At 68.4% G+C, this 17949-nt stretch carries 15 protein-coding genes; 4 read left to right on the plus strand and 11 right to left on the minus strand.

The genetic code is table 11. The features are described 5' to 3' along the window. Positions 1–381 precede the first annotated feature (381 nt). The 7 genes from ileS to DAT35_RS06000 form a co-directional block, all read right to left on the minus strand. Entirely contained in the window at positions 382–3273 is a 2892-nt protein-coding gene (gene ileS / locus DAT35_RS05970) for an isoleucine--tRNA ligase (protein ID WP_108065919.1), read from the minus strand. A gap of 120 nt (positions 3274–3393) precedes the next feature. After that, entirely contained in the window at positions 3394–3669 is a 276-nt protein-coding gene (locus DAT35_RS05975) for a hypothetical protein (RefSeq protein WP_146209586.1), read from the minus strand. Positions 3670–3737: 68 nt separating this feature from the next. Next, the gene (locus DAT35_RS58800) at positions 3738–4487 is read right to left on the minus strand and encodes a hypothetical protein (protein WP_158501571.1); all 750 of its coding nucleotides are present in this window, start codon (positions 4485–4487) and stop codon (positions 3738–3740) included. Continuing rightward, positions 4478–5434 (minus strand): hypothetical protein, encoded by a 957-nt coding sequence (locus DAT35_RS05985; protein WP_108065921.1) that lies wholly within the window; start codon positions 5432–5434, stop codon positions 4478–4480. Before DAT35_RS05985 ends, DAT35_RS58800 begins: the two co-directional genes overlap by 10 nt. After that, the gene (locus DAT35_RS05990; RefSeq protein WP_108065922.1) at positions 5428–7020 is read right to left on the minus strand and encodes a pilus assembly protein TadG-related protein; all 1593 of its coding nucleotides are present in this window, start codon (positions 7018–7020) and stop codon (positions 5428–5430) included. The genes DAT35_RS05985 and DAT35_RS05990 overlap by 7 nt, the downstream gene beginning before the upstream one ends. Next, a complete protein-coding gene (locus DAT35_RS05995) occupies positions 7020–7835 on the minus strand; it encodes a TadE/TadG family type IV pilus assembly protein (RefSeq protein WP_108065923.1) in 816 nt (271 codons plus the stop codon). The genes DAT35_RS05990 and DAT35_RS05995 overlap by 1 nt, the downstream gene beginning before the upstream one ends. A gap of 67 nt (positions 7836–7902) precedes the next feature. Beyond that, the gene (locus tag DAT35_RS06000; RefSeq protein WP_108066423.1) at positions 7903–9351 is read right to left on the minus strand and encodes a sigma 54-interacting transcriptional regulator; all 1449 of its coding nucleotides are present in this window, start codon (positions 9349–9351) and stop codon (positions 7903–7905) included. Positions 9352–9420: 69 nt separating this feature from the next. Here DAT35_RS06000 and DAT35_RS06005 point away from each other — a divergent pair, with 69 nt between their 5' ends. From DAT35_RS06005 to DAT35_RS06020, 4 genes are all read left to right on the plus strand, one after another. Beyond that, complete coding sequence (locus DAT35_RS06005) at positions 9421–10440, plus strand: RimK family alpha-L-glutamate ligase (protein WP_108065924.1); 1020 nt, start codon at positions 9421–9423, stop codon at positions 10438–10440. Between the two features lie 137 nt (positions 10441–10577). After that, positions 10578–11249: a DsbA family protein gene (locus DAT35_RS06010; protein WP_108065925.1), complete on the plus strand. Its 672-nt coding sequence runs from the start codon at positions 10578–10580 to the stop codon at positions 11247–11249. Positions 11250–11381: 132 nt separating this feature from the next. After that, positions 11382–12668, plus strand: coding sequence for a hypothetical protein (locus DAT35_RS62065; protein WP_108065926.1), 1287 nt, complete (start codon positions 11382–11384; stop codon positions 12666–12668). A 184-nt stretch (positions 12669–12852) separates the two neighbouring features. Next, complete coding sequence (locus DAT35_RS06020) at positions 12853–13710, plus strand: hypothetical protein (RefSeq protein WP_108065927.1); 858 nt, start codon at positions 12853–12855, stop codon at positions 13708–13710. 2 nt (positions 13711–13712) lie between these two features. Here the strand turns inward: DAT35_RS06020 and DAT35_RS06025 are convergent, their stop codons facing one another. The 4 genes from DAT35_RS06025 to DAT35_RS06040 form a co-directional block, all read right to left on the minus strand. Further along, positions 13713–14342, minus strand: a complete 630-nt coding sequence (locus tag DAT35_RS06025; RefSeq protein ID WP_146209587.1) for a hypothetical protein — start codon at positions 14340–14342, stop codon at positions 13713–13715. After that, positions 14339–14854: a hypothetical protein gene (locus DAT35_RS06030; protein ID WP_108065929.1), complete on the minus strand. Its 516-nt coding sequence runs from the start codon at positions 14852–14854 to the stop codon at positions 14339–14341. Before DAT35_RS06030 ends, DAT35_RS06025 begins: the two co-directional genes overlap by 4 nt. Before the next feature lie 228 nt (positions 14855–15082). Beyond that, complete coding sequence (locus DAT35_RS06035; RefSeq protein WP_199242823.1) at positions 15083–16228, minus strand: LpqB family beta-propeller domain-containing protein; 1146 nt, start codon at positions 16226–16228, stop codon at positions 15083–15085. Between the two features lie 12 nt (positions 16229–16240). After that, the gene (locus tag DAT35_RS06040) at positions 16241–17848 is read right to left on the minus strand and encodes an N-acetylmuramoyl-L-alanine amidase (RefSeq protein ID WP_108065930.1); all 1608 of its coding nucleotides are present in this window, start codon (positions 17846–17848) and stop codon (positions 16241–16243) included. Between the last annotated feature and the right edge of the window lie 101 nt (positions 17849–17949).

Below are 17949 nucleotides of genomic sequence, written 5' to 3' on the forward strand. Positions count from 1 at the left end.
CGGGCCGCACCGCCAGGTTCATGCAAGCGGTCTGTTAGGAGATCGGTGGCCTATTTTTCGGGTCATCGCGGGCGGCCGCGCCCAATCTCGCGACGTAAAAGTTCCAGCCCGGTGAAGTAGAGGTGCGCGGTGCAGAACGACAGCAGACACCTCATCCCATCGGTGTGGCGGCTGTCCTCCGTTCGTGACAAACGCGCCAGCGCCAGCGCGCCGTGCGTTCCACAGCTGGATGAGAGAGTCCCCTCGTCTCAGAAATCACTAGCGCACGGAGTGCGCTGTTAGGGGGCCCCACCATGCCAACCGCAAAGGGATGCATGTGCCCGTGGGGGCCATGACCCTGACAATTGATGCCAGGGATTGGCACTCAGGGTTGGGGCGCTCTCAGCCCAGTGCGTCCTGGCACTTCTCGCAGACCGGGGCGCCAGCGGCGACCTTCTCCGAGTACGTCCAGCACCGCGGGCACTTCGCGCCCTTCGCCGGCAGCACCTCCGCCTTCACCTCCTCGCCCAGCGCCTGCGCCACGTTCAGCGCCTGCGCCTTCTCCCCCGCCGTGTCCGCCAGCTCCACCTGGCTCACGATGAGCAGCGACGGCAGCTCCGCCTCGTTCGCCTTCAGGAACTCGCGCGCCTTGCCGCTCGCGCTCAGCACCACCCTCGCCTCCAGCGACGCGCCGATCATCTTGTCCCGCCGCGCCGCCTCCAGCAGGCCCTGCACCGCGCTGCGCACCGCGAAGAGCTTCTCGTACCGCTCCGCCAGCGCCGCATCCACCTTCACCGCCGGCTCCGGGAAGTCCGTCAGGAGCACGCTCTCCGCCTTCTTCCCCGGCAGGTACTGCCACGCCTCCTCCGCCGTGAAACTCATCACCGGCGCCAGCAGTTGCAGCAGCACCGTCGCCACCTCGTGCAGCACCGTCTGCGCGCTGCGCCTCGCGTGGCCCGTCGCCTTCGTCGTGTACAGGCGGTCCTTCAGGATGTCGAAGTACACCGCCGACAGGTCCCCCGCGCAGAAGTCCACCACCGTCGCGTACACCAGGTGGAACTCGTAGGCCTCGTAGGCCTTCTTCACCCGCGCCACCACCTCCGCCAGCCGGCCCCGCGCCCAGCCGTCCAGCGGCAGCAGCTCGCCCGCCTTCACCTCGTCCTTCGCCGGGTCGAAGTCATACAGGTTGCTCAGCGCGTACCGGATGGTGTTGCGGATCTTCCGGTAGCCCTCGCTCAGGCCCTTCAGAATCTGATCCGACAGGCGCACGTCGTTGCGGTAGTCGCTGCTGGCCACCCACAGCCGCAGCACCTCGGCGCCGTACTGTTGGATCATCTTCTCCGGCGCCACCACGTTGCCCCGGCTCTTGGACATCTTCTCGCCCGCGCCGTCCACCACGAAGCCGTGTGTCAGGCACGCCTTGTACGGCGACATGTCGCGCGTCCCCACCGCCACCAGGATGGACGAGTGGAACCAGCCGCGGTGCTGATCGCTCCCCTCGAGGAACAGGTCCGCAGGAATCCGCTGCCGCCGCTCCGACACCGCGCTGAACGCGCATGCCGAGTCGAACCACACATCCAGGATGTCCGTCTCGCGGCGGAACTCCGTCTTGCCGCACTTCTGGCACTTGTAGCCCGCGGGGAGGAACTCCTTCACCGGCGTGCGGTACCACACGCCCGCGCCCTCCTTCTCCACCGCCGCCGCCACCTTCTCCATCAGCTCCGGGGAGATGACCGACTCCTCGCAGCCCTCGCAGTAGGCGATCGGGATGGGCACACCCCACGTGCGCTGGCGGCTGATGCACCAGTCCGGCCGCGTCTCCAGCATGCCCCGGATGCGGCTGTGCCCCCACGAGGGCACCCACTGCACTCGGTCCACCTCGTCCAGCACGCGCTGGCGGAACGTCTTCCCGCCCTCCATCGGCTTGTCCAGCGGGATGAACCACTGGTACGTCGCGCTGAGAATCACCGGGTTGTGGCAGCGCCAGCAGTGCGGGTAGCTGTGCTCGACCTTGTCTGTCTTGTCGTTGAGCAGCGCGCCCTTGTCCGCCAGCACGTCGATGATGGTGGGGTTGGCCTCGAAGACCTTCTTGCCCGCGAGCCATCCGCCCACGCTCTCGTCGTAGCGGCCGTCCTGGCGCACCGGGTTGTAGATGTCGAGCCCGTACTTCAGGCCCACCTCGTAGTCCTCCTGGCCGTGCCCCGGCGCCGTGTGCACCAGGCCCGTACCAGCCTCCAGCGTCACGTGCTCGCCCAGGATGATGCGGCCCTGGCGCTCATAGAAGACGTGCTGGTACGTGCAGCCTTCCAGCTCGTCGCCCCGCGCGTAGGCGAGGATGCGCTCGGGCTCCACCAGCGACGCCGCCGACACCTCACCGCCCGCCAGCTTCACGTTCTTCACCGCGAGCTCGTCCGCCTTCACCTCGGCCAGCACCCGGGGCAGCAGATCCTTCGCCACGCAGATGACGCGCTCGCCGAGCGCGTAGAACACGTACTCGTACTCGGCGTTCATCGCGATGGCCAGGTTGGCCGGCAGCGTCCATGGCGTCGTGGTCCAGATGACGAAGGAGACGCTCTTCCCCTTCAGCGCGGGCACCTTGTCGAACACCTCGGGGCCCGCGGGGAACGCCACGTACACCGACGGGCTCGCGTGGTCCTCGTACTCCACCTCGGCCTCGGCCAGCGCCGTCTGGTCGTAGAGGCAGAAGTACACCGGCTTCTTGCGCCGGTAGAGCATGTCCCGCTTCGCGAACGTGGCCAGCTCGCGAATCTCTTGCGCCTCGTAGGGGAAGTCGAGCGTGCGGTACGGGTGCTCCCAGTCCCCGAGGATGCCCAGGCGTTTGAACTCGGTGCGCTGGATGTCGATGAACTCCAGCGCGTACGCGCGGCACTGCTCCAGGAAGGCCTCCCGGTCCAGCGTGCGCTTGTCGATCTTCTTCTCCTTCAGCCGCTTCTCGACGGCCTGCTCGATGGGCAGACCGTGGGTGTCCCAGCCGGGGATGTAGTCGCACCGGCGGCCCGCGAGGTTGCGGTACTTCACGACGATGTCCTTGAGGACCTTGTTGAGCGCGTGGCCCGCATGGAGGTGGCCGTTGGCGTACGGGGGCCCGTCCGTCAGCACGAAGGGCTCGGCTCCCTGGCGCCGCTCGAGAATCTTCCCCCAGATGCCCTTCTCCGCCCACCAGCCGAGCATCTTCGGCTCGAGCTGGGCCAGGTTCCCCTTCATGGGGAAGTCCGTCTTCGGGAGATTGACCGAGTCCTTGTAGTCCTTGGGGGATGCGCCGGTGTCACTCATGACTTCCGGCCGTAACACGGGCCAGCAAGCCCTTCAATCCGAAGCAAAGCCGGAAGCCTCGCTGGAGACGATTCGCATCCCCCCGGGCGGGCACAGGGGCGAAAGCAGGCCTGCCTCGTGTTACTTGCGCTTCTTCCCGCCGGAGCCCGTCTTCCCACCACACTTCTTCTGGCAGGTCTCGAGCTGGGCGTTGTAGGCGTCCGAGCACCGCTCCGCGCACTTCTGGAAGGGGCGATCCTTGCTCGGGTTCTGCGTCGCCGGGCACCGATCCATGCACGCGGGCAGCGTCGCGGTGGCCTTCGTCTTACAGTCGAGCGCGCACGTCCCGTCCTGTGCCGCCGCCGGCAGGGCCAGCAGCACCACGCTCCACAGCAGCACCCTACCCAGTTGCCTCATGGCTCGTACCTTCCTCCCGGCCTGACCGGTTCCCTCGTCTTCACACCTGGAAGCACCTGGCACCGGACTCAGGGCTTGCCCGCCTCGGACCGGGCCGCCGGCTTTGAACGCTGGGCGGGCGTTGGGCCCTCGCGGACGTCTGGCGACAGCACGTCCTCGACGACGGTGCGGCGCAGGATGATGACCACCACCTTGCCCGGCGCGGCCTGGCGCAGCCCCACCCGGAGCTCCTCGCCCCGGCGGCGCCACGTCCCCGACTCGCTCTCGGCATAGCCCGCCGCGCTCAGCTCCTTCAGGTAGAAGTCCCGCACCTTCGTGGGGTCCGCCTCCGCCACGTACGTCATCGCGAGAGCGCCCTCCAGGTCGCTCTGCATCAGGTCCGTCCCCCCGGGGAAGACGGGCGCGAAGGCGGACTGCTCCTGCCGGGCTTCGGCCAGATTGGCCTCGCCCAACACCACGGTGGTGGTGCCATCCGGGTTGGGTTGCAGGACGAAGGTGTAGGAGATGAGCCGCTCCGTATCGAGCGCGGTGAGCTGCGGCTCCGCCAGCCACTGGGTGCGATGGGAGTCGGGCGGGATGTAGAGGCCAGCGGCCTGGAAGCGGTCCACCAGGTGCTGGAGGATGACCTGGGGTTTCTCGGCGCTCTTCACCGAGCGCAGCCGCACCGGGATGCCGTCGGCCCGCATCACCCCCGGCACCGCCACCGCCTCCAGCACGCGGGGCACATCCCAGGTGAACTCCGGCCGCTGCGCGGACGCGGAGCCCGCGCCACACAGCAGCGCCACTAGCAGCACACCCGCCCGAGCACTCAGTTGCACGTGGTCCCCAGGAAGCAGGTGCCGCGCCGGCTGAAGGAGGTGTCGTACTCCGTGGTGCGGCTCTTCTTGCCCGGCGTCGTCCGCCAGTTGTTCGGATCCCTGTCGCCGCCGCGCTCACTCTCCAGGAACTCGTTGTTCATGCCCCGGAAGCTCATCCAGAACCTGCCTGGATCAATGGGGGCCGTGCCGACAATGGTCTGCGCCAGCCTCTGAGAGGAACCATCCACCGTGTTGTGCTGGTCGTAGACCTCCTTGGCGGAGCGGTAATAGGGCGTGTTGTCGCAACCGGCTCCGTCCAGCACGAGACACTCCTGGGACTCGTCGCGGCCGGCCAGTCCCCAGTCATCCAAGAGGATGCCGAAACCTCCGGCGCAGTTGCCGCCCTTGGCGCGGCCCAGGCCGCACACGGGGATGACCCCCACGGCATAGTGGGGCACGTCGAAGAAGGACCCCGGCCCCTTGTCCAGGAAGCTGCGAGTGAGCGCCCGCGTGGGAGAGAGCACCGCGCGGGCGTTGCAGCTCATCCCTCCCACGTCCTTGTAGACCCGGCCCTGAGTGGAAGCGCTGGGCTTGAAGGAGATGCTCCCGGCGTCGCCACACGTGACCCTCAAGCCCTCGGCCGAGGTGAAGACCTGGACCACCTTCGCCCTGCCCTGCTTCGAGGTGCGCCCATCGAAGTCCTGGTAGCGCTCGGTGGCCTGCTGGCCCGGTTGGTCCGAGCTGATGAGGTTCTCGAGGGGAGTGAACTGCCTCGGCAGCTCATGCATCTTCGCGCTGGTGGTGTCCCACAGGGCGCTGGTGGAGGCCTCCTGCACCTTGAGGGACAGGTAGCCCACCTCGGCGAAGTGGATGCCGAAGATGAGGATGGTGACGAAGAGCAGCAGTCCGAGCGCCAGCTCCGTGGTGCCCTGACCGCGCTGGGAAGACCTGTCGCGGAGCCTCACCATCCCTCGTACCCCTCCCTCTTGAGCGCGCGGTAGGCGTCGGCGGAGAAGGGCGCCGCGGCATTGAGCGCCTGCGCCACGTCCCGCTGCTCCCCCTGTTCATCCACGTGGGCCGACACGAGCGTGGCCCGCCAGAAGGGATTGAGGAAGTTGGGCGGCTCCCGCCAGAAGTTGCCCTCGCGTTTGTAATAGGCGATGCCCGCCGAGAGCGCCGTGGCCTCGGAGATGTCGGTGCCACCGTTGGCCGGGGACAGCTGGATGCCGCGGTTGTCGAAGGTGGTGCCGGCCCTGCTCGGGGAGAAGCGGAAGCGGAAGAGGAGGTTCCACGGATCCGCCCGCTTGTCCGGGCGCTGCTTGTAGTCGCGCTGGATGACGGCGTAGTTCTTGGGCTGGCCCCAGTTGTCCGCGTCCCGCGTCACCAGCTTGTAGTTGTAATCCATGTGCGAGGGCCACATGCCGGGGCACTGCGTGCACGTGCCCATGGTGTGGATCTGCGCGTTCGTGTCGCTGCCCCCGGTCCACTGGTGCTCGTCCGAGGAGTCGCCCTGGTGGTTGCTGCGCACGTGCGCCCTGGCCCCGGACGACCCCGGCAGCACCGGCGGGCATGGCGCCTGGCCACGGGTGAAGAGGATGCTCACGGTGCCGTGATCGTCCCCCCACACCTCGGTGGCGTCGATGGACTGGGCCGAGTGTGTCATCCGCCCCTCGGCAGGGAAGTAGCCGCTGCCGGAGTTGGTGACGCTCGTGACGACGTCTCCCGAGGGCATGACGGTCTGCAGCTTCATCTGGATGAGCCCGCCCTGGCCGCGGCCGGTGACGAAGGCGTAGCCGCGGCTGCCCATGGCGGCATCGACGAAGTGCAGCTTGTGGCCCGCGTCGCGGCGGCTGCAGGCGGCGCCCTCGCCCGAGCAGCCCCACCCGCCTTCGAGCTCCCGCTTGTTGACCCCCACCTCGAGCGCCTTGAGCTCACCGCTGAACCGGGCTCCCTTGTCGGCCTCCTTGACGATGCTCTCGGCGAGCTTCGATTCGATCACGCTCTCGGTGAGCTGCTTGTAGACGTCCTGCTGCTCGGCCGAGATGGTGCCGATCTGCAGCTTCTTCGCCTCGAGGCCCGCCCGCTGATCCAGGCGGTTCCAGTTGTTCCGCAGCCGGCTGTCCGCCCGTCGCAGATCGCTCTGCGCGCGGCTGATGTCAGTCATGGCCTTGGTGGAGCACTGGCACAGCTTGACGCTCGCGGGATTGGGGAGTGGGCAGTTGGTCGCGGCGATCAGCGCGTACACGTCGAAGGGCTGGTCGTAGGCATTGACCGCGGCGTGGATGGAGGCGCGGTAGTAGCTGCTCCAGGAGATGAGGCTCTCCACGCCCGTCATGGCCACCATGTGCCCCATCAGCGCCCGGTTCATCAGCGAGATGGAGTTGAAGGCCCGCGCGGTGGCCACCGCGTTGGAGTAGGCGGCGGCGTCCGCCACCGTCTGCAGCTCCATCTTCTCCTTGGCCTTCATGCCAATGGAGAGGGTCATCGTCACCATCAGCACCAGCAGCAGGAGCGTGAGCGCGAACACCACCAGGGTCTGGCCACGACGTCTCATCACAGGCCCTCCGGAGTGGTGGCGCAGTTCTGCTGCTCGAAGAACGTCTTGCGCGGGGGAGTCATCATCCGCATGCCGTAGGTGGCCTGGATGGGGTAGACGTACTGGCCGGAGCCGACCCGGGAACTCAGCTCGCTGCGAATGAGCGGGTCCAGGTTGATGACGGTGCCGGAGCTCTTCTTCCAGCCCGCTGCCTTGTCGGCCGGGTTGAGCGGGTTGGCGGCGTCGTAGTTCTTCAACCCCAGGTGGGCGAGGAGCATCCGGCTGATGACCCAGTCCGCGAAGGGGATGCGCAGCCGGTACCAATAGATGAGGCGCACCTCCAGGCGCATGGCCTGGGAGCCGTTGCCCTTGGGAGAGTCGAAGTTCAGGTCCTCCTCGGAGTTCCAGGCGGAGGGGCGCGGGGACTCGCGCACCAGCCAGAAGATGGGCCCGTCGTGCTTGCCGTCCATCCCCTGGCCCTGCACGTAGCGCGGGTCCGGATTCCGAGGGTTGTTGCCGATGCGCGCCTTCCAGGCCTCGGCCAGCTTGTCCGCCGCGGAGCCACTGCCCCTGCCGCCCAGGTAGGGCGTCACGCTGGGCAGCAGCCCGGCCAGCGCCGCGTGCACCATGGGCACGCAGTTACCGTGGTTGCGGCTGCCGGCGCGCACCGCCTGGAAGGCCGCGTACTCGGCCATGATGCGGCCCTGCAGCATCATGAAGAGCTGCAGCGTCCCGAGCACGAGGAAGATGACCAACGGCAGCGTCAACGCCGCTTCCACTGCCGCCTGACCGGATTCGCGTCCCTGGGGGGGCTGGGACTCCTCGGTACTCATATTAGTGCCGTTGTCCCACTCTTCCCCCTGACTGTCCAATCGGTCAACTGGACGGCGACGCGTCGCGTCAACGCGGCTTCATGCCCTTGGCGTCGAGCTGGTACTTCTTCACCAGACGCTCGATGGACTTGCGGTGCAGGCCGCTCTCACGAGCAGCGCGGGAGAGGTTGCCCTCGCAGCGGGTGAGGACGCTGGTGACGTACTCGCGCTCGAAGTTCTCCAGCAACTGCTCCTTGGCGTCCTTGAAGGTGAGGTGCTCGTTGAAGGACAGCGGCCCCTCGCGCTCCTGGCCCCGAACGCGAGGGGGCAGGTGCTCGGGCATCACCGCCTCGCCGTCACTGAAGGCCAGCACGTGGGAGAGCACGTTCATCAGCTCGCGCACGTTGCCCGGCCATGCGTAGGCCATCAGCAGGGCCAGGGCCTCGGGGGAGATGTTCTTGCGGCCGTGCTGCGCCAACAGCTCCGGGTCCGCCAGCGCCCGCTTGAGGATCAGCGGAATGTCCTCGCGGCGCTCGCGCAGCGGCGGCAGCTGGAGGTTGATGACGGACAGGCGGAAGAAGAGGTCCTCGCGGAAGTTGCCCGCCGCTATCTCCTTCACCAGGTCGCGGTTGGTGGCGGCGATGACGCGGCAGTCCACCTCGATGATGTCGTTGCCGCCCACGCGCCGCACCTCGCGGTTCTCCAGCACGCGCAACAGCTTGGGCTGCAGGTCCAACCGCAGCTCGCCCAGCTCGTCCAGGAAGATGGTGCCCCCGTGCGCCCGCTCGAAGGCGCCCGGCCTCGCCGTCATCGCTCCCGTGAAGGCCCCCTTCTCGTGGCCGAACAGCTCGCTCTCGATGAGGTTGGGCGGAATGGCGCCGCAGTCCAGCACCACCATGGGCCCCTTCTTGCGCCCGCTCAGCTCGTGGATGGCCCTCGCCACCAGCTCCTTCCCCGTGCCCGTCTCCCCGCCGATGATGACGGAGATGTCCATGGGGGCGATCTTCTTGATGAGCGCGAACACCTGCCGCATCTTCACGCTCTGTCCCACCAGTCCGCACAGCTCGCCCTCGCGGTCCGGTTCAACCGTCACCTCCTCGTCGATGGGGGCGAAGGCGAGCGTGGAGGAGCCCGCGCGGATCTGCGAGCCGCTGGAGAGGTAGGCGCGCTCAATCCTCCGGCCATCCAGGAAGGTGCCGTTGGTGGAGTTGAGGTCCACCAGCAACCAGCCGCGCTCGGTGTTGATGATCTCGAAGTGGTGGCGGCTGGCGGTGCGGTCCTCGGCGAGCACCAGGTCGTTGGTGGGGTGGGCCCCACAGCGCAGGCGCTCCTTGTCGGACACCAGGGACTTGCCGTCGTCCGGCCCGGCCGTCACTTGAATCCGACACTTGCGCAGCTTGAGCGTGGCACGCGTCTCCAGCACCAGGACCTCGGTGCCGGAGCCGACTCCGCCCTCGGGGGGCGCGACGATGGAGTCGAGTCCGTTCTCCCCCGGATTGGTGAGGATATCGTCCGGATGTGGTTCAGGAGGGCTCATCATTTTCCGATGATAGCAAACACGGCCGACGCGGCCCGCCCCCGCTCGTGGTAGTGTCGCCCCCCTTCCATGCCCGCCAAGAAGGTCTCGTCCAAGAAGGCGCCCACCCGGGCCCGCCCGAAGGCCCCCGCGCGTCCCGTCGAGCCGCGGCCGCCCGAGGAGGTCCCGCCCCCGCCAGACTCCCGCCGCCCGAAGGCGAAGAAGACGGTGGTCATCCTCTCGCGCAAGCGCGCCCTGTACTCCACCCGGCGGCTGGTGGAAGCCATCAAGCAGCGCGGCCACCGGCCCCTGGTGCTGGACACCCTGCGCTGCACCATGGTGCTCGCCCCGGGCCAGCCGCGGATGCTCTACCGCGGGGTGGACATCAAGGGCGTGGACGTGGTGATTCCCCGCATTGGCGCCTCCATCACCGGCTACGGCCTGGCGGTGGTGAACCACTTCGAGATGATGGGAGTGCCGGTGCTCAACGGCTCCCTGGCCATCTCCCAGAGCCGCGACAAGCTGCGGGCGCTCCAGCTGTTGTGCCGCGCCGGGCTGGACGTGCCCCGGACGGTGATGGCGCACGACCGCAGCAACGTCCGCAAGCTCGTGGAGGAGGTGGGCGGGCTGCCGGTCATCATCAAGCTCTTGCGCGGCACCCAGGGAGTCGGGGTGATGATCGCCCACTCGCTCCAGGAGCTGCAGACCATCGTCAACACCTTCTGGGACCTGGGGCAGGAGGTGGTGCTCCAGGAGTTCGTCGCCGAGAGTAAAGGCCGGGACGTGCGCGCCCTGGTGGTGGGAGACACGGTGGTGGGCGCCATGCAGCGGCGGGCGAAGAAGGGTGAGTTCCGCTCCAACATCCACCGCGGCGGCGAGGGCCACCCGGTGGAGTTGCCTCCCGCATATATGGATGTGGCGGTGCGGGCCGCGCGCCTGCTCGGGCTGGAGATCGCCGGCGTGGACATGCTCGAGGGGCGCTCGGGGCCGCGGTTGATGGAGCTCAACTCCAGCCCCGGATTCGAGGGACTGGAGCAGGCGACGAAGCAGGACATCGCCGGGGCGATGATCGACCACGCCCTCACTCTCGGTGCGCGCCAGACGGTGTGACACGCGGGAGTGCCGCTCGCGGAGCAGGCGAGCGGACGAGCTTCTTGCCTGGCCCTCTTGGGAATGGGCTCATCTCCAAAGTGTCGGAGGGGATTGGCAGTGGGAGTGCGGCCTTCGTAATCTGTGTGCGCTCGCACATGAAGCTCCCGTCCAAGCCGCTGCAGATCACCGTCTACCAGGATGTGTTGTGCGCCTGGTGCTATCTGGCCGACCTGCGGCTGGAGTCCCTCAAGCAAGAGCTCGGAGATGCCATCCGATGGCGCGTGCGCCCCTACCCGTTGCGCCTGCAGGACAAGAGGCCCACGGAGAAGGAGCTGCGCGGGCTGACGGAGGAGGTACGCCGGGCCCAGCAGGAGCCGGAGCCGGTGGCCAAGCTGCTGACGACGGAGCTGTGGCAGGGCGGAGACGCACCGCGCTCCAGCATCCCCGCACTGGCGGCGCTCGAGGCGGCGCGGCTGCAGGGCCCGACGGCGAGGGCGTACCTCGCGCGAGCCATGCAGCGGGCGGCGCTGGAGCAGGGCGTCAACGTGACGCGCACGGATGTCATCTTCGAGCTGGCCAGCCGCGTGGGCCTGGACATGGGCCCCTTCTCGGCGGCGTACCACTCGGAGGACACGCGCAAGCTCATCCTCGACGAGCACCAGGTGGCGGCCAGCCGGGGCGTGCGCGGAGTCCCCACGCTCGTCATCGCCGGCCGGTGGATGGTGTGCGGTCTGCGCGAGGTGGCCGAGTACCGCCAGCACATCCTCACCTGCCTGGGCAAGCTGTACGCCCCCCGCTCCGGCTCATCCGAGCGCATGGTGCACTAGCCCTCAGGCCCGGAGACTCCACCCGCGCGGAAACAGGAGGTTGAATTTTCCTCCAGCTCCCCCGTCTGCTTGGGTGTCGTCGCCATGATGAAATGGGCGGGCCGGCCTTGCCTCCGGCCCCGGAGAAACTCCATGCGTCGCCTTCTCGTCCTCACCGTCCCGGCCGCCCTGATGATGGGGACCGGCTGTGTCGCCCACTACCACCAGCCGGGCTACTACTCCTCGAACACCACCACCACCTACGAGTACCGGTACTCGGGGCCGCACCCCGACGCATACGGAGGCTGGTGCACCGAGTCGTATAGCCATGTCCATGAGTATGCCCCCTCGGACATCAACACCTACACGTACTCCGACAACATCTACGTGTACCGGGGCCCGCGCGTCGTCTGGTACTTCGACTACCACCCGGTAGTCGGCGGCGGCACCTGCTACCTCCACGGCCGCCACAGCCACGACTACTTCCCGTACACGTACTCGGGCAGCACCTACAGCTGGGACCGGGGTCGCTCGGTGTACGTCTACAACAACTACCGGCCGCCTCCGCCGCCGTCCTCCAACAATGGTGGCTGGGGCAACTCGCACGACGCCTCGCCCATCGGTGGCGGCTATTCGAACCCGCCGCCTCCGCCCTCGAATGGGGGCAGCTGGGGCAACTCCAGCAGGCCGCCTCCTCCTCCGGGAACGGGCTACGGCTCGCGGCCCCCGACCAGCGGCGGCAACCCCAACGGTGGTTGGGGTAACTCGCAGCCTCCCCCCACCTCCGGTGGCGGCTGGGGCACCCCTCCTCCGGGCTCGAGCACCGGCTCGCAGCCCCCGACCAGCGGTGGTGGCTGGGGCAATCCGCCTCCGTCCAACCCGGGTGGCGGCAATGGCGGCCCGAACACGAGTCCTCCTGGACACCACGGCAACGGCGGCGGCTGGGGGAACAACGGTAGCGGCAATCCCGGTCGCGGCCATGATCGGGACCACGATGACGACGACAACTCGCCGCCTCCGTCCCGTGGCGGCGGCTGGGGGAACAACGGTGGTGGCAACAGCGGCGGCGGCAACAGCGGCGGCGGCAACACCACCCCGCCTCCTCCGCGTGGCAATGGAGGCGGCTGGGGGAACAACGGTGGCGGCAACAGCGGCGGCGGTAACAGCACCCCGCCGCCTCCTCCTCGCGACCAGGGCAACGGCGGCGGCTGGGGGAACAACGGTGGCGGCAACAACGGTGGCGGCAACAGCGGTGGCGGCAACAGCGGCGGCGGCTCACCTCCTCCGCGTGGCAATGGGGGCGGTTGGGGCAACGGTGGCGGCAACAGTGGTGGCGGTAACAGTGGTGGTGGCAACTCCACTCCTCCGCCCAACAACAACGGTGGTGGCAACAACGGTGGTGGCAACGGCAACGGAAATGGTTGGGGCCGTCGCCGGTAGAGCGTGACTTCACGTTGTTCGTGACTCGAGGGCCGCTCCCTTCCTCTCGCGAGGCAGGGGCGGCCCTTCGTGTTTTCCACCTGTGAGCACTCGGATGGCGGAGCGTTCCGTCATCCATGGGACGTCTGCGGCCCCAGGGTGGGATTGCCGACGCGCGGGAGCGTGAAGATCTTGGCGCGCAGACATGAAGCGTCCGAGTCTCGTCCTCTGCTGCGCTCTCCTCGGGCTCGTCCCCACTGCCTGTGGCCCGGGTTCTGATCCCGACCCCGGTGTCGATCGCAGTGACAGCTCGACGGTGGATCTCGACCACCTGACCATCACCGTCTCCGGCCGCGCCGAGGTCTTCCCCGAGGCCGCCCGCCTGCTCGACGCCCAGGGCCAGCCGGCGCCCACGCTCGACGGCGTCGCCCTCACCCTGGAGGAGCCCCTGCGTGTCGGCGTGAACGACGCGGACTCCATCCTCGGCCGGGGAGACATCGGCGCCGACGGAGCGTTCTCCGTGCCGGAGGTGCCGGTGCGCGACATCCACCTGAGCCTCGCCGCGAGCCTCGAGCTCGAGGGCTTCGTTCGCAGCTCCACCGTCGTCTTCGACACCGTCTTCACCCGCACCCGGCCGCGCACCGACATCATCGACGCCCGGGCCTGGGCGCTGCCCAACGCCTTCCACGACGCTCTCACCCGCGCTGTCGGCGAGATGGAGATCCGCGCCCATACCAGCGACCGGGCTCGCACCCTGCGCGAGGCCGGCTTCATCCTCGGCCGCGTCGTGGATGCCGCTGGCGCGCCCGTCGCGGGTGCCCGCGTCGTGCTCGACCGCGGAGATCTCGCCAACCGCATCTACTACCCCGCCCCAGACTTCCAGAGCGCCGACCAGACGGGGACCAGCGCCACCGGCCTCTTCCTCTACGTGCACTCCGGCGCGGAGGCGGAGACCTTCAGCCTCTCCATCCAGGGCACCCAGGACTACCTGCCGCGCAACGCGGGAGCCACTCCGGGCATGGGGCTCGTCCTCACCCTGTACCCGGGCAGCTACCCTCCGTAGCGTCACGGGACCGCGGAGTCCTGCTCCTCGAACAGCGGAGGTGCTCGTCCCACGAGCGCTTCCTGGAGGGCCCGGGCGAAGGCATCGAAGCTCGCGTCCCGGGTGCGGATCCGCTCGGGGTCGAGGTACCGCGCTACGCGTTTCTGCTCCCTGGGACCCCACTCACCGAGCAACTCCCGCAGCACCTCCTCGGGCCGGCCCCGCTCGTGCCACAGCTCTTCCGGGACGCGTGTCCCCGAGGCTCGCTCGAGGGCCTTCTCATCCGCGAGCACCCAGCGCTCGATGGAAGGCACCAAGGGAATCAGCGACACCTTGTCCTCGAGCCGCACCCGGACGAGAGGCTCCTGGAGCTCACTGGCCATCAAAGAGATGCGGCGTCTACTGGTGGAGCCCGTGTTGAAGAGGATGAAGAAGCGCTGGTAGTTCTTGGTGAGCAGCAACTCCACCAGGGAGAAGATCCCTTCGCGAGGAGTGTCCGCGAAACGGAGGGTCGCGAAACAGGGCTGAGATGCGAGGCGCTGCCGCGCAACCAGCTTCCACGCCAGCGCTTCCACGAACAGTTTCTCTTTGTCGCCATCGACGAGGAAGGCAATCTTCCGCTGCGCCGACTGCTTCAACGCTCTTCCCCTCATGAGTTCCCCCGGAAGTCCTTGATCGACCGATAGGTCGCATGACACTGCCCGTAGCTCGCCGCGTGCCAGAGCTTCACCTCGAGCACCTCGCGGAACGAGTGCGCGCGCAACAGGGCGTCGTCGAGATCGTGCTCGCTGAACAGCAGGGTGTTGATGCCCTTTCCCCAGGTCATGGCCTGAATGGCTCCCTTGCTGAACTCCGCTCCCAGGTAGAGGAAGACGCCCAGTGTCCCGGCCAGCTTCCCCTCGAGCTTGCCCCGGAACGCGAACACATCCCCCACCGACACCCGCTCCATCCACCGGGCTTCCAGCAGGAAGTGCCGATATCCGTCGGTGAAGGAGATGTCGATCTCCTCTCCGGGCGGACGGGTGTTGCGCCGTGGGCGCAAGGACTCGGACTCGAGCAACTCGTAGATGAGGGCCTCGAGCCGCCAGCCCCGCTCCTGCGCCTCCAGCCGGCCCCTCTTCAGCACCTCGTATTCCCGTCGCAGCTCCACCTTCCGGCGTCTCATGCCCCTCGCCTCCCGTCCCGGACAGGCCCCTGGCCTCTCCGTCACTGAACGTATTCAGTATAGTGGAGGCCCCTGACGTCTCAGGTCAGGCAGTCTGCGGTCTGGCGCCACGAATGGCAAGCCTGCCCCGGGGAGCTCCACGGAGCCCGTCACCCGGGTGTCGTCTCAGGTAGGGCAACCCGAGAGGGGAGATGATCTCAACCCCCCGCTCGCCCTGGGAATGATGGGTCAGTGACCCTCGGCCCGGGTCGCTCCCGCGGGAAGCGGCGCCTTGGGCACGAACCAGCGCGGCAACCAGTCCGCGCCCTTCGACTTCGTCAGCTGCGTCTGGCCGCTTCCATCCGCCCGCGACAGGAACAGCTCCACGTCTCCCGTGCGGTCCGATGCGAACACCAGGTACTTCCCATCCGGGCTCCACGCCGGCTGGTCATCCACGCTCTTCCCATCCGTCAGCGCCACCGCCTCCCCGCCCGCGACCTTCGCCACCCAGACGCGCGCCTTCCCGTTCTGCTCCTTCCCCTTCGCCACGAAGACCAGCGTCTGTCCGTCCGGGCTCCATGCCGGCTCCCGCTCCTCGCCCGTCGTCGCGCTCCCCGACACCGACTTCAGCCCCGTCCCGTCCGGCTTCACCACGAACACCCGCGTGCGCCCCTCGCGATCGCTCAGGAACGCAATCCACTTCCCGTCCGGGCTCCAGCGCGGCGCCATGTCCTCCCGGTAGAAGGCCGTCAACCGGCGCACGTCCGTCCCGTCCGCCTTCATCACGTAGATTTCCGGGTCCCCCTCGCGGCTGGACACGAACGCCACCTGCGTCCCGTCCGGTGACACACTCGGCTCGAAGTTGCCCTCGCGCGCCGTCGCCAGCCGCGTCACCTCCGCGCCCGCACGCGGCGCCTGCCGCACCACGTCGCTGAAGCCCTGCGCGTCCGACTCGGCCACGAACCAGGAACCGTCCGGTGACCAGCTCGGGTTGCGCGCCCGCGCCCGCGGCTCCGTCAGCATCACCACCGGGCCACCCTCCAGCGGCGCCAGCCGGAGCTGCTCCACGTGCAGCCCGCCCACCTCCGCCGCCGCCACCACCAACACCGCCGCGCCATCCGGAGACGGCGCGGCGGGATACTCGTCCTCGGGACCTCGCGTGAGCTGCGACTCCTCGCCCGTGGGCCGCACCAGCCAGACATCCTTCTGGGGCGCCCGCTCCGAGACGAAGGCGATGACTCCAGGCATCCCCCGCCGCTCTTCCGAGGAGAGGGGACCCGAGCCGGAGGCTCCGCCGCCACACATGCCGGCCTTGCACCCCATTCCGAGCAGGGCGAGCACGGCCAGCCGCCGCGCCCCACCCCGCCACGCCTGCTTCGCGAAGTCCCGAGTCATCACGTCACATCATTACCGTACGCGGATGGCGTCCGCGATGACCACGGAGCCCTCGGTCGTCCAGCGGCTGAGCTGCACCTTGTTCCAGCCGGCCGGGAAGCTCCACGTGCCCAGCGTGTTCCAGGCGCCGCCATTGGCCTGCTGGTTCGCGCTCACCGTGGCCAGCTTGTTGCCGTTGGCGTCCCAGATGATGAAGGGCGCCGTGGCCGAGCGGTTGGTGCCCGCCGTCCACCACGCGTCGATCGTCTTGCTGCCCGCCGCCGACATGTAGAAGTAGAACGTCGCCGGGTCGGAGATGGCCTGGGTGCTGGCGTAGAAGTAGCCCGAGCCGTAGTAGCCCGCCGTCGAGGACGTGGAGATCCACGAGTCAGACACCTCGATGTAGCCCTTGGAGGTGTCGTTGTTGGCGTTGTTGCTGTCGATGATCAGGCTGGAGCTGGTGGTGCCGCAGTAGCCCTGCACCTTGCTGATGTACGAGGACCACGGCCAGTTGGGACCCGGGTCCGTGCGGCTGGACGGCTGCAGCCGCCCGTGCGCCACGATGTGGTAGCTGTCACGCACCACGGTCCGGTCCTTCGAGATGTCGCACGTCAGCTTCGCCGACGCGTCGATCTGCCCGGCCGGGAAGGACGTCTGGCTGGCGTAGCCGCCGTGCTCGATGCCCACCGAGAAGTGGTTCACCGACACGGTGTTGAGGCCGCACATCACGTTGCCGTTGAGGCTGCAGTCATAGCTGGCCGCCACGTGCCAGGCGCGGTTCGCCTCGGCCACGAGCTGGGAGATCTCGCTGCCGCTCTCGTTCACCACGTAGTGCGCGCTGGCCTGGGCCGCGGTGTTGGTCAACCAACTCCAGCAGCTCGAGTAGCTGCCCTCACAGGTGTGGATGACGATGAGCTGGATGTCCGTGCCCGAGGGACGCGAGCCGTAGTTGGGCGAGGCGCGCCAGACGGACGCCGCGTAGTCCGGGCCCGCGGCCATCGCGTGCACGCTCGGCGAGGCGAACTGCGCCTGCACCTTCGTCGGCATCAGCGACACCGCCACCGCTCCGCCCGGCGTGCTCGCCACCGCTCCCTTGCGCAGCACGTCGTACACCTGGTTGTGGATGTACTGGGCCTGCGCCTCACTGTTGGTGATGCCGCTGAGCTTCGCGGCCGCAGGCGCCCATGCGCCCAGCTCCGCCCGGTCCACCTTCAGCTCGTCCGCGTACGAGGACAGCAGCGCCGCGGCTCCACGGATGTTGGCCAGCGGCTCGGTGCGTACCGCTTCCTCGGACACTCCGGCCAGACGTGCCGCCTCGGTCACGTTCGCGCCGCGCAGGGCCATCAGGCCGTACGCCGCCGGCATGCCCTCGAACTCCTGCTCGCCCTTCACCATCTCCCACCGGGTCTCGGTGTAGGCGATGGCCTTGAGCAGGTCCGCCGGAACCTTGAACTCGGCGGCGGCCTGGGCAAACGCACTGTCCAGCTCGTACGGGGTGCGCTCGGCCTCGCGCTGGGCGGGGGTACGCGAATCCTCGACGGCGGCGGGAGTCGTGGAGGGGGTGGGCTCCTGCGGACCACACGCAGTCAGCGAGAGCGCAGCAGCTGCGGCGGCCACCAACGGCTTACGGAACGGGTGCATGCACAGCACTCCTTGTGGGGGGGGATACCAAAAGGGCGGAGCAACAGCTCCGACCTTCTCCTCGTTTGGAGGGCCGACAAAATGCACTTTCCCGGACCCCT

Source organism: Vitiosangium sp. GDMCC 1.1324, assembly GCF_003044305.1.
Taxonomy (GTDB): Bacteria; Myxococcota; Myxococcia; order Myxococcales; family Myxococcaceae; genus Archangium.

What these genes read in the sequence shown, in the direction of transcription:
- DAT35_RS06035 (WP_199242823.1), bottom strand. Translation starts at nt 16,228, where the DNA reads ATGACTCGGGACTTCGCGAAGCAGGCGTGGCGGGGTGGGGCGCGGCGG.
- DAT35_RS06025 (WP_146209587.1), bottom strand. Translation starts at nt 14,342, where the DNA reads ATGAGGGGAAGAGCGTTGAAGCAGTCGGCGCAGCGGAAGATTGCCTTC.
- DAT35_RS62065 (WP_108065926.1), top strand. Translation starts at nt 11,382, where the DNA reads ATGCGTCGCCTTCTCGTCCTCACCGTCCCGGCCGCCCTGATGATGGGG.
- DAT35_RS06040 (WP_108065930.1), bottom strand. Translation starts at nt 17,848, where the DNA reads ATGCACCCGTTCCGTAAGCCGTTGGTGGCCGCCGCAGCTGCTGCGCTC.
- DAT35_RS05990 (WP_108065922.1), bottom strand. Translation starts at nt 7,020, where the DNA reads ATGAGACGTCGTGGCCAGACCCTGGTGGTGTTCGCGCTCACGCTCCTG.
- DAT35_RS06005 (WP_108065924.1), top strand. Translation starts at nt 9,421, where the DNA reads ATGCCCGCCAAGAAGGTCTCGTCCAAGAAGGCGCCCACCCGGGCCCGC.
- ileS (WP_108065919.1), bottom strand. Translation starts at nt 3,273, where the DNA reads ATGAGTGACACCGGCGCATCCCCCAAGGACTACAAGGACTCGGTCAAT.
- DAT35_RS05995 (WP_108065923.1), bottom strand. Translation starts at nt 7,835, where the DNA reads ATGAGTACCGAGGAGTCCCAGCCCCCCCAGGGACGCGAATCCGGTCAG.
- DAT35_RS06020 (WP_108065927.1), top strand. Translation starts at nt 12,853, where the DNA reads ATGAAGCGTCCGAGTCTCGTCCTCTGCTGCGCTCTCCTCGGGCTCGTC.
- DAT35_RS06010 (WP_108065925.1), top strand. Translation starts at nt 10,578, where the DNA reads ATGAAGCTCCCGTCCAAGCCGCTGCAGATCACCGTCTACCAGGATGTG.
- DAT35_RS05975 (WP_146209586.1), bottom strand. Translation starts at nt 3,669, where the DNA reads ATGAGGCAACTGGGTAGGGTGCTGCTGTGGAGCGTGGTGCTGCTGGCC.
- DAT35_RS06030 (WP_108065929.1), bottom strand. Translation starts at nt 14,854, where the DNA reads ATGAGACGCCGGAAGGTGGAGCTGCGACGGGAATACGAGGTGCTGAAG.
- DAT35_RS06000 (WP_108066423.1), bottom strand. Translation starts at nt 9,351, where the DNA reads ATGAGCCCTCCTGAACCACATCCGGACGATATCCTCACCAATCCGGGG.
- DAT35_RS05985 (WP_108065921.1), bottom strand. Translation starts at nt 5,434, where the DNA reads ATGGTGAGGCTCCGCGACAGGTCTTCCCAGCGCGGTCAGGGCACCACG.